General features: G+C 65.2%; 10 protein-coding genes and 1 pseudogene. 9 read left to right on the forward strand and 2 right to left on the reverse strand.

Going from position 1 to position 10,287, the window contains the following annotated elements:
* Positions 1 to 160, reverse strand: a pseudogene (locus AC1DKD_RS34220) (Asp/Glu racemase); the annotation flags it as partial.
* 23 nt (positions 161 to 183) lie between these two features.
* Entirely contained in the window at positions 184 to 1,146 is a 963-nt protein-coding gene (locus AC1DKD_RS34225; protein ID WP_441636506.1) for an amidohydrolase family protein, read from the reverse strand.
* 289 nt (positions 1,147 to 1,435) lie between these two features.
* On the opposite strand from AC1DKD_RS34225, the gene AC1DKD_RS34230 reads away from it, so the two are divergent.
* The 9 genes from AC1DKD_RS34230 to AC1DKD_RS34270 all read left to right on the forward strand — a co-directional run.
* Entirely contained in the window at positions 1,436 to 3,040 is a 1,605-nt protein-coding gene (locus AC1DKD_RS34230) for an MFS transporter (protein WP_477144260.1), read from the forward strand.
* A 175-nt stretch (positions 3,041 to 3,215) separates the two neighbouring features.
* Positions 3,216 to 4,433, forward strand: a complete 1,218-nt coding sequence (locus AC1DKD_RS34235; RefSeq protein WP_441636509.1) for an ABC transporter substrate-binding protein — start codon at positions 3,216 to 3,218, stop codon at positions 4,431 to 4,433.
* A gap of 41 nt (positions 4,434 to 4,474) precedes the next feature.
* Positions 4,475 to 5,254 carry an ABC transporter ATP-binding protein gene (locus AC1DKD_RS34240; protein ID WP_441636511.1) on the forward strand — a complete coding sequence of 260 codons (780 nt, stop codon included), beginning with the start codon at positions 4,475 to 4,477 and terminating at the stop codon, positions 5,252 to 5,254.
* Positions 5,251 to 5,982, forward strand: a complete 732-nt coding sequence (locus AC1DKD_RS34245; RefSeq protein WP_477144261.1) for an ABC transporter ATP-binding protein — start codon at positions 5,251 to 5,253, stop codon at positions 5,980 to 5,982. Before AC1DKD_RS34240 ends, AC1DKD_RS34245 begins: the two co-directional genes overlap by 4 nt.
* 12 nt (positions 5,983 to 5,994) lie before the next feature.
* Positions 5,995 to 6,879, forward strand: a complete 885-nt coding sequence (locus AC1DKD_RS34250; protein ID WP_477144262.1) for a branched-chain amino acid ABC transporter permease — start codon at positions 5,995 to 5,997, stop codon at positions 6,877 to 6,879.
* Complete coding sequence (locus AC1DKD_RS34255) at positions 6,879 to 7,922, forward strand: branched-chain amino acid ABC transporter permease (protein ID WP_441636536.1); 1,044 nt, start codon at positions 6,879 to 6,881, stop codon at positions 7,920 to 7,922. The genes AC1DKD_RS34250 and AC1DKD_RS34255 overlap by 1 nt, the downstream gene beginning before the upstream one ends.
* A gap of 74 nt (positions 7,923 to 7,996) precedes the next feature.
* On the forward strand, positions 7,997 to 8,314 hold the full coding sequence (locus tag AC1DKD_RS34260) for a non-heme iron oxygenase ferredoxin subunit (RefSeq protein WP_477144263.1): 318 nt from the start codon (positions 7,997 to 7,999) through the stop codon (positions 8,312 to 8,314).
* A 9-nt stretch (positions 8,315 to 8,323) separates the two neighbouring features.
* The gene (locus AC1DKD_RS34265; RefSeq protein WP_441636519.1) at positions 8,324 to 9,604 is read left to right on the forward strand and encodes an NAD(P)/FAD-dependent oxidoreductase; all 1,281 of its coding nucleotides are present in this window, start codon (positions 8,324 to 8,326) and stop codon (positions 9,602 to 9,604) included.
* A 23-nt stretch (positions 9,605 to 9,627) separates the two neighbouring features.
* The coding region (locus AC1DKD_RS34270; protein ID WP_477144264.1) for a Rieske 2Fe-2S domain-containing protein at positions 9,628 to 10,287 on the forward strand (660 nt) is incomplete at its 3' end.

Consider the following 10,287-nt stretch of genomic DNA (forward strand, 5'->3'; position numbering starts at 1 on the left):
GTTCCTCCTTGACCACCTTCTTCATGCGCATGCGGCTGGAGTGGAAGGTGAACCGCTCGGGCCGCACCTGCTGGCGCGCCAGCAGCATCGCGGGGATTTCGGTTTCCATGGTGGTGTTCGAGCTCGGCACGATCTGGCCGATACGGAAAGTCTTTTGCACGGGGCGCTCCGTTATTTCGGGGTTCAAAGCTTGAGAATGCGTTCGGCGTTGCCGTGGCAGACGAGGCTTCGGGTCGCGTCGTCCATCGGTGCCTGCTCGATAAAGTCCGCGGCGATGGCGGTGGATTCGTAGGGATAGTCGACCGAGAACAGCACCGCCTCGGCGCCCATCTCGGCAATGGCGCCGTTCAGCGCGGCGGGCGAGCACACGCCGGAGGTGGTGATCACGATATTGCTGCCGATGTATTCGGAAGGCTTCTTCGCCAGCCTGATACCGTGCGAGTACACAGCGAAACGGCTGTCGAAACGCCAGCGCTGGAACGGCAGCCCTTCGCCCATATGGCCGAGGATGATCTTGAGCCGGGGGAAGCGGTCGAACACGCCGCTGAACAGCAGGCGCAGCGCATGGCTGGCCGTTTCCACGCCCCAGCCCCAGGCCGCGCCGCTGATCTCGGGATGCCCGGCGTACACATGCGGCATCGCATAGGCGTCGGTCGGATGCAGGTACATCGGCACGTCCAGCTCCTGCATGCGCTCCCAGAACGCGTCGTATGCGGGGTCGTCATAGTACTTGCCCTGGGTGTGCCCGTTGACCAGCGACCCCTTGAAGCCGAGCTGCTTCACGGTGCGCTCAAGTTCATCCGCCGCTGTCACGGGATCGTGCATCGGCAGCGCGGCAAAGCCAGCGAAGCGGGTGGGATGGCGCGCCACTTGCGCGGCCAGGAAATCGTTGTTCTCGCGGGCGCGGCCGATGGCGGCGGCGCGGTCCGTTTCGCCCTGCACGCCGGGACCGGTCTGCGACAGCACGGTGAAATCGATGCCGGCACGGTCCATCTCGCCGATGCGGATGTCGTCGAAATCGGCGAGGCGCTTCGCGAGGTCGGCCATCACCACCGCATCGATATGCTGGAGATATCCCTTCGAATAGGCCTGGAAACCGGGGGCCATGAAGTGTTCCTCCAGGGCAATCTTCCGTATTCTCGTCATGCTGTGGCGACTCCTGATGTGGTGGGGGCGTGCTTCGATGCAGGCCTTGAGACGGGGGCGGGAAGGCGCGTGCCGTTGCCCTTGCGAAGGCTTGTCTGCTTAATTACTCAGTATGCTGAGCATTTTTAATATAGCAACGAGGTTGTGGAATGTCTAGCCGGAGTCAAAAGGGTTAACCCCCATAACACTCCCAAATTCTGCTCAGTACACTGATTGAAATTACTCAGCATGCTGACAGTGTGAAGCACACACACGCACAAGCTGGGACGCCCCCAGGAGAACTACGGCCATGACAATCAGCCTGACCAGTGACAGTGCCGCCGCGCGCAAGCAAGGCATGACGAGGGAAGAGCGCAAGGTGATCCTCGCGTCGTCTTTCGGGGCGCTGATGGAGTGGTACGACTTTTATATCTACGCGGCGCTCGCCGTCTATTTTGGCGCATTGTTCTTCCCGCCCGGCAACGAAACCACCGCTTTCCTCGCCAGCCTGGCCACCTTCGGCGCGGGCTTCCTGGTGCGCCCCGTCGGCGCCCTGCTGTTCGGCCGGCTGGGCGACCTGATCGGCCGCAAATATACGTTCCTGGTGACGATCCTGCTGATGGGTATCGCCACCGTGGGTGTCGGGTTGCTGCCCACGTATGGCCAGATCGGCATCACCGCGACCATCCTGCTGGTGCTGTTGCGCCTGCTGCAAGGGCTGGCGCTGGGCGGCGAGGTGGGCGGCGCGGTGACCTACGTCGCCGAGCATTCGCCGGTCGAAAAGCGCGGCCTCTACACCAGTTCGCTGCAGACTACGGCCACCCTCGGCCTGCTCTCCTCACTGCTGGTGGTGTACCTGCTCAAGACCTTCCTGAGCGAGGCGCAGTTTCGCGAATGGGGCTGGCGCCTGCCCTTCCTGGTGTCCTTCCTGATGCTGGTGGTATCGGTCTATATCCGCGGCAAGCTGCACGAGTCGCCGATCTTCGCGCGCATGAAGGCCGGCAACAACACGTCGAAATCGCCCATCCTGGACAGCTTCACGAACTGGGCCAACCTGAAGTATGTGCTGCTGCTGTTCGTGGTGGCTTCGGGGCTCGGGGCCATCTTCGGGACCGGGCATTTCTACACCATGTTCTTCGTCAACAAGACGCTGCACGTGCCGCTGGAACTGGTGCACCTGCTGATCGGCATCGCACTGGTGATCGCCACGCCCTGCTACCTGTTCTTCGGCTGGCTGTCCGACCGRATYGGCCGCAAGMASATCATSMTGGCCGSCTGCCTGYTGGCCGCCMTCACCACGCAGCCCATCTTCAAGGCGCTGACGCATTACGCCAATCCGGCGCTCGAACAGTTCCAGCAGCGCAACACCGTGCAACTGCGCGCCGGCGACTGCCACTTCCGACTGTTTGCCGAGCCGGTATCCGCATGCGACAAGGCCAAGGGCTACCTGACGGACCTCGGCGTGGGCTACGAATTCACCCAGGACGAGGGGCGCCCGCAGCCCGAACTGCGCATCGGCGACGCGACGCTGCAGGGTTTCGACAGCAAGGCAATCCGGCAGGCCCTGCTTGCCGCGGGCTGGCCCGAGCGCGCCGACCCGGCGGCCATCAACCGCCCGATGCTGTTCCTGATGCTGCTGATTCCCATCCTCTTCCTCGCCATGGTGTACGGCCCGCTGGCGGCGTTCATGGTGGAGCTGTTCCCTGCGCGCATCCGCTACACCTCGCTGTCCCTGCCCTTCCACCTTGGCGCCGGCTGGGTCGGAGGCATGCTGTCCTTCGTGGTGACGGCGATGAACGTGTCCAGCGGCAATGTGTACTTTGGCCTGTGGTATCCGGTCTCGATCGCCGCCCTCGCGTTTGTGATCGGCATGGTGTTCGTGCCCGAAACGCGGGGCCGCGACCTGGAGACCTGAGCCGGCCCGCCATGGCATCTGGCCCGGAATTTGCTCAGTACACTGTATTTTATAGTCAGCATACTGATCGTTGCACCAAGGCGATGCCGGCCGGTACGCAAACGATGCACGGCCGGGCCCTGCCCCCTCTTCTTCCTGCTTTCCGTTTTTCATTCACCCTGTCTGGAGCGCCCCCATGAAGTCTCTGCACAAAGCCCAACGCATCGCCCTGGTGCCTGCCCTGATCGCCCTGATGTATGGCACCGCCGCCCTGGCGGATGCCAGCGGTGTCAAGGTTGGCGTGATTACCGACATGTCCGGCTCCTACGCCGATCTCTCGGGCCGCGGCTCGGTGCTCGCGGCGCAGATGGCGGTGGAGGAATTCGGCGGCAAGGTGCTCGGCAAGCCGGTCACCGTGCTGTCGGGCGACCACCAGAACAAGGCGGATATCGCCTCGTCGCTGGCGCGCCGCTGGTTCGATACCGATGGCGTCGACATGGTGATCGACTTCCCCAACTCCTCCACCGCGCTGGCGGTGCAGGAAATCGCCAAGCAGAAGCAGAAGATCAATATCGTCTCGACGGGCGGCGCCATGGCGCTGACCAACCAGAACTGCTCGCCCACCGGCTTCCACTGGGGCTGGGATACCTACTCGGTATCGGCGCCGCTGGTCAAGCGCCTGATCGCCGACGGCAAGAGCAGCTGGTACTACATCACCGTGGACTACGCATTCGGCCAGTCGCTGGAATCGGATTTCCGCAAGGAGGTGGATGCCAGCGGCGGCAAGAATATCGGCAGCACCAAGCACCCGCTCAATGCCAGCGACTTCAGCAGCCCCATCGTGGCGGCGTCCGCGTCCAAGGCCAAGGTGGTAGTGCTGGCCAACGCGGGCAATGACATGATCAACGGCGTCAAGGCGGCCGGCGAATTCGGCCTGATCAAAGGCGGCCAGACCGTGATTACGCCCTCGACCTTCATCACCGACCTGAAGAGCCTGGGGCCCAGCGTGGCGCAGGGTCTGACCTATGTGGACCCGTTCAAGCTGGATCTCGACGCCAGGTCGAAGGCCTTCGTCGAGCGCTTCTTCGCCAAGCAGAAGGCCTACCCGACGCATGGCCAGATCGGCGTCTACTCCGGCGTGCTGCATTACCTCAAGGCGATCGAGGCGGCCAAGACGGTGGACGGGCCGGCCGTGGCGGAAAAGATGCGCGCCCTGGTGGTCAACGATGACTTCGTGCATGGCGGCAAGGTGCGCGCGGATGGCCGGATGGTGCATGACATGTACCTGGCGCAGGCCAAGTCGCCGGCGGAGTCGAAGGGCCCGTGGGATCTCGTCAAATACCTCGGCACCATTCCCGGCGACGCGGCGTTCCGCCCGCTATCCGCAAGCGAATGCGCGCTCGTGAAGAAGTGAGCCGCGATGCCGACACGCAATGACACTGACGCGGAGCACGCATGAGCCAGGCTGACGTAATCCTTGAAACCCGCGGACTCACCAAGGAGTTCAAGGGCTTCACCGCCGTCAGCAGGGTCGACCTGCGGGTACGGCGCGGCGCCATCCACGCCCTGATCGGGCCCAATGGCGCCGGCAAGACCACCTGCTTCAACCTGCTGACCAAGTTCCACACGCCCTCCGCCGGCGCCATCCTGTTCAACGGCGAGGACATCACGCGGGAGCGACCGGCCCAGATCGCCCGCAAGGGTGTGATCCGCTCCTTCCAGATCTCGGCGGTGTTCCCGCAGCTCACGGTGATGGAAAACGTGCGCGTGGCGCTGCAACGCAAGCTGGGCACCGCGTATCACTTCTGGAAAAGCAAGCGCTCGCTCGATGAACTCAATGACCGCTCGATAGCGCTGCTGAAGGCCGTCGGCCTGGAAGGCTTTGCCGACCTGCCCACCGCCGAACTGGCATACGGGCGGAAACGCGCGCTGGAAATCGCCACCACGCTCGCCATGGACCCGGAGCTGATGCTGCTCGACGAACCCACGCAAGGCATGGGGCATGAAGACGTGGAGGTGGTAACCGCCTTGATCAAGCAGGTTTCAGCGGGGCGCACCGTGCTGATGGTCGAACACAATATGAGCGTGGTGTCATCCATCGCGGACCGCATCACCGTGCTCCAGCGCGGCGCCATCCTGGCCGAAGGGCCTTACGAGGAAATGGCGCGGAACCCGCAGGTGATGGAAGCGTACATGGGCACGGCCGATGCCGCGCTGACGGAGGCAACGCCATGACCCAACCAACCCCTGCCCTGCAGATCAAGGACCTGCACGCCTGGTATGGCGAGTCCCACATCCTCCACGGGGTGGACCTGACCGTCAATCCGGGCGAGGTGGTCACCGTGCTCGGCCGCAATGGCGCGGGCCGCACCACGACCATGCGCGCCATCATGGGGCTCGTCGGCGCCCGCAAAGGCTCGATCCGCGTCAATGGCACCGAGACCATCGGCATGAAGACGCACCGCATCGCGCCTCTGGGACTCGGCTATTGCCCGGAGGAACGCGCCATCTTTTCCAGCCTGTCGTGCGAGGARAACCTGMTGCTGCCGCCGGTGTTCAAGCCGGACGGCGCAACCGCGGGCCGCGAGCCGATGCCGCTGGACGAGATCTATGCGATGTTCCCCAACCTGWRGGAGCGCCGCMAGAGCCAGGGCACSCGCMTGTCKGGCGGCGAGCAGCAGATGCTGGCGGTYGSSCGYATCCTGCGCACSSGSGCCARCSTGCTGCTGCTCGAYGARATCTCCGARGGCCTSGCGCCCGTCATCGTACAAACACTGGCAAGAATGATCACCACCCTGAAGAAGCGCGGCTACACCATCGTGATGGTGGAACAGAATTTCCGCTTCGCCGCACCTCTGGCCGACCGCTTCTATGTGATGGAGCACGGCCGCATGGTGGAGAGCTTCGACGCCGGCGCGCTCGGGCACAAGATGCCCACGCTCAACGCCCTGCTCGGCGTGTAAGGAACCATCGCTATGGAATTTTTTGGCAWACCTGTGCCCGCCCTGCTGAGCCAGTTGCTGCTCGGCCTCGTCAACGGCTCGTTCTACGCCATCCTCAGTCTCGGCCTTGCGGTCATCTTCGGCCTGCTCAACGTCATTAACTTCGCCCATGGCGCCCTGTTCATGCTGGGCGCCGTGCTGGCATGGATGGGCATGAGCTACCTCGGCCTTAACTACTGGCTGATGCTGCTGCTCGCGCCGTTGGTTGCCGGCGCGCTGGGCGTGGTGCTGGAACGCACCATGTTGCGCCGCCTCTACCGCTTCGACCACCTCTACGGGCTGTTGCTGACGCTGGGCATCAGCTTGCTGATCGAAGGCCTGCTGCGCTCGGCCTACGGTGTGTCCGGCCTGTCCTATGCCACGCCCGAGGCGCTTAGCGGCGCCACCAGCGTGGGCTTCATGGTGCTGCCCAACTACCGTGCCTGGGTCGTCGTGGCCTCGCTCACGGTGTGCTTCGTGACCTGGTACGTGATCGAGAAGACAAGGCTCGGCGCCTACCTGCGCGCCGGCACCGAGAACCCCCGCATGGTGGAAGCATTCGGCATCAACGTGCCGCTGCTGGTCACGCTGACCTATGCCTTCGGCGTGGGGCTGGCCGCCTTTGCCGGCGTGCTGGCCGCGCCGGTGATGCAGATCTCGCCGCTGATGGGGCAGAACCTGATCATTACCGTGTTCGCGGTGGTGGTAATCGGCGGGATGGGATCCATCCTCGGCTCCATCTTCACCGGCCTCGGCCTGGGCATATTCGAGGGCATGACCAAGGTGTTCTACCCGGAAGCCTCGGCGACCGTCGTCTTCGTGGCCATGGTGTGCGTGCTGATGGTGCGCCCCGCCGGCTTGTTCGGAAAGGAAAAATGATGATCAACGACTCACGCGCAAGGCTGACGATCGCCCTGCTGGCGGCGGCCGTCGCGCTGGCGCCCTTCCTCGGCGCCTACCCGGTGCTGGCGATGAAGCTGATGTGCTTTGCCCTGTTCGCCTGTGCCTTCAACCTGCTGCTGGGCTTTACCGGCCTGCTGTCCTTCGGCCATGCCGCCTTCTTCGGCGGCGCGGCCTATGCCTGCGGCTACGTGATGAAATCGCTGCACGCGACGCCGGAGCTGGGCCTGCTGGCCGGCACGGCCTTCGCCGCGCTGCTCGGCCTGGCCTTCGGTGCGCTGGCGATCCGGCGCCAGGGCATCTACTTCGCCATGGTCACGCTGGCGCTGGCGCAGATGTTCTACTTCTTCTGCCTGCAGGCGCCCGTCACCGGCGGCGAAGACGGCATGCAGGCGGTGCCGCGCGGCAGCCTGTTCGGGCTGGTTTCGCTGGAGAGCGACCTGACCATGTACTACGTGGCGGCGGCCGTGGCCGGTGCCGCGCTGCTGTTGATCGCGCGCGTGGTCAACTCGCCGTTCGGGCAGGTGCTGCGGGCTATCAAGGAGAACGAGCCGCGCGCTATTTCGCTAGGATACGACACCGACCGCTTCAAGCTGCTGGCCTTCGTGCTGTCGTCGGCGCTGGCCGGGCTGGCGGGCGCCCTGAAGACGCTGGTGCTCGGCTTCGCCACCCTCACCGACGTGCACTGGGCCATGTCCGGATCGGTCATCCTGATGACGCTGGTGGGGGGCATGGGCACCCTCTCCGGGCCCATCCTGGGCGCGCTGGTGATCGTCGCGGTGGAAAACAAGCTGGGTGATTTCGGCAGCAGCCTGGCCGCGCTTACGGGCGTGGACTGGTTCAACACGCTGGGCGAATCGGTCAGCATGGTCACGGGCTTGATCTTCGTGGTCTGCGTGCTTACCTTCCGGCGCGGGATCATGGGCGAGGTGCAGGCGCTGCTGGCCCGCCGGGCGGCGCTGACGCGGTCTGCGCCCGCCTTCCACGGCCGTTCCGCCAGCTCGGCCACAGCCAAGGGTTAACGCTGATTCAGTCGGCAATTTAAATCAGTACACTGATCATTAATACTCAGCATACTGATTAAAGGAGATGCATCATGGCTTGGACCAAGATCGCCACTACCGGCCAGCTTCAGGACGATGAAGTGATGTCGCTCACGCTCGGGGACGCGCAACTGGCGCTGTACCGCAGCGAAGGGGAGTACTTCGTCACCGACAATGTCTGCACGCACCAGTACGCGCTGCTGTCGGACGGCTACCTGGAAGACGGCTGCATCGAATGCCCGCTGCACCAGGCGCGTTTCGACATCCGCACCGGGCAAGCCATGTGCGCGCCCGCCACCCAGGGCATCCGCGTCTATCCGGTCAGGATCGTGGACAGCGACGTGATGGTCGACGTCATKGTCACCGCCTGAGCCCCCGCTATGCCACAAGACGCCCCTATCCTGATCATCGGTGCCGGCCAGGCCGGCGCCACCGCGGCAGCCGCGCTGCGCTCGCTGGGCCATGACGGCGGCATCGTCATGGTCGGCGGCGAGGTCCATGCCCCCTACGAGCGCCCGCCGCTATCCAAGGCCGTGCTGGCGGACGAGCAGCAGGACGAACGCATCGGCGTGCACGCGGCGGGCTTTTATGCCGAGCAAGGCATTGACCTGCGTCTGGGCACGACAGTGACGTCGCTCGATCCCGGCAGTGGCACGGCCCGCTGTGCCGATGGCCAGGCGATTGCCTTCAGCCGCTGCCTGCTGGCCACCGGCGGGCGTGCCCGCACCCTGCCCGCCTTGCCGGAAGGCATGGCGGGCGTGCACTACCTGCGCTCGCTGGCCGATGCGCGTGGCCTGCGCGCCGCGCTGCGCCGGGAGCGCTCCGTGCTGGTGATCGGCGGCGGCTTCCTGGGGCTGGAAACGGCCTCCACCGCCCGCGCGGCGGGACTGGAGGTCACGGTGATCGAAGCCGCGCCACGGTTGCTGCAGCGCGCCGTGCCGGCCGTGTTCTCCGACTGGCTGGCGCAGCGCGTGCGCAGCCTCGGCATCGACCTGCGCCTGGGCTGCGGGATCGCCTCGATCCCGCCGGCCACGAACGGGGTTGCCGTCACGCTGACGGACGGCTCCGCCTTGCACGCACCGCTGGCAGTGGTCGCCATCGGGCTGCATCCCGATGCCGGCCTGGCGCGGGCCGCCGGGCTGGCGCTCCATCCGGGCAACGGCGGCATCCAGGTCGACGCGCACTGCCGCACCAGCGCGCCGGGCGTCTTCGCCGCCGGCGATTGCACCAGCCAGTACCAGCCCCTGTTCGGCCAGGAAGTCCGGCTGGAGTCGTGGCAGAACGCCAACGAGCAGGCCCGCATCGCCGCCGCCGCCATGCTCGGCGTGGAGACGGCACCGGCCGCCGTGCCCTGGTTCTGGACCGACCAGCTCGGCTGCAACATCCAGATGCTGGGCGCGGTGGACCCCACGCTGTGCTACACCCTGCGCGGCAACGGCGCGGCGGACGGCGACGCCCCCAGATTCCTGTTGCTTGGCATGGCCGGCGCGCAACTGCGCCACGCTATCGCGGTCAATGCCGGCGGCGACCTGCGCCAGCTCCGCAACCTGATCGAACAACGCACCGCCTGCGACATCGGCCTGCTCCGCAACACCGCCATGCCCCTGAAGCAAGCGGTACGCGAGGCCGCCGCCGCGCTCGCTGGCCAGACCCAATCCTGAACGATCCCGAACGAGGAACCGACATGTACCAGACCCACGCGGTCATCAACCGCACGCCGCGCGCCAAGGATGCCGAACTGGCCGCCTGCCAGTGGCCAGAGGACGCCCTGCATTTCATCCCGGACTGGGTGTACACCAGCAACGCCGTGTACGACATGGAACTGGAAAAGATTTTCCGCGGCCGCTCGTGGAACTTCGTCGCGCTGGAGGCGGAGATCCCCAACGCCGGCGACTTCAAGCGTTCCTATGTCGGGCCCACGCCAGTCGTCGTGGCGCGCGCCGAGGACGGCTCGATCAATGTCTTCGAGAATCGCTGCGCCCACCGCGGCGCGGAGTTCTGCCGGCACGGCCAGGGCAATGCCAAGGAGTTCGTCTGCCCCTATCACCAGTGGTCCTACGATCTCAAGGGCAACCTGCAGGGCGTCCCGTTCAAGCGCGGCGTCAACCGCGCCGGCGGCATGCCCAAGGACTTCCGTAACGAAGACCACGGCCTGATGAAGCTGCAGGTGGCCACGCGCAATGGCGTGATCTTCGCCTCCTACGCCAGCGATATGGAGAGCCTGGAGGACTACCTGACGCCCGAGATCCTCAAGGATTTCGACGTGGTGTTCAATGGCAAGCCGCTCAAGATCCTCGGGTACTACAAGAATGAGTTGCCGTGCAACTGGAAGATGTACCACGAG

The sequence above is a fragment of the Cupriavidus sp. 05T313 genome (assembly GCF_056396665.1).

Coding starts and splice junctions, on each gene's coding strand:
- AC1DKD_RS34265 (WP_441636519.1), top strand. CDS start 8,324: ATGCCACAAGACGCCCCTATCCTGATCATCGGTGCCGGCCAGGCCGGC.
- AC1DKD_RS34240 (WP_441636511.1), top strand. CDS start 4,475: ATGAGCCAGGCTGACGTAATCCTTGAAACCCGCGGACTCACCAAGGAG.
- AC1DKD_RS34235 (WP_441636509.1), top strand. CDS start 3,216: ATGAAGTCTCTGCACAAAGCCCAACGCATCGCCCTGGTGCCTGCCCTG.
- AC1DKD_RS34225 (WP_441636506.1), bottom strand. CDS start 1,146: ATGACGAGAATACGGAAGATTGCCCTGGAGGAACACTTCATGGCCCCC.
- AC1DKD_RS34255 (WP_441636536.1), top strand. CDS start 6,879: ATGATCAACGACTCACGCGCAAGGCTGACGATCGCCCTGCTGGCGGCG.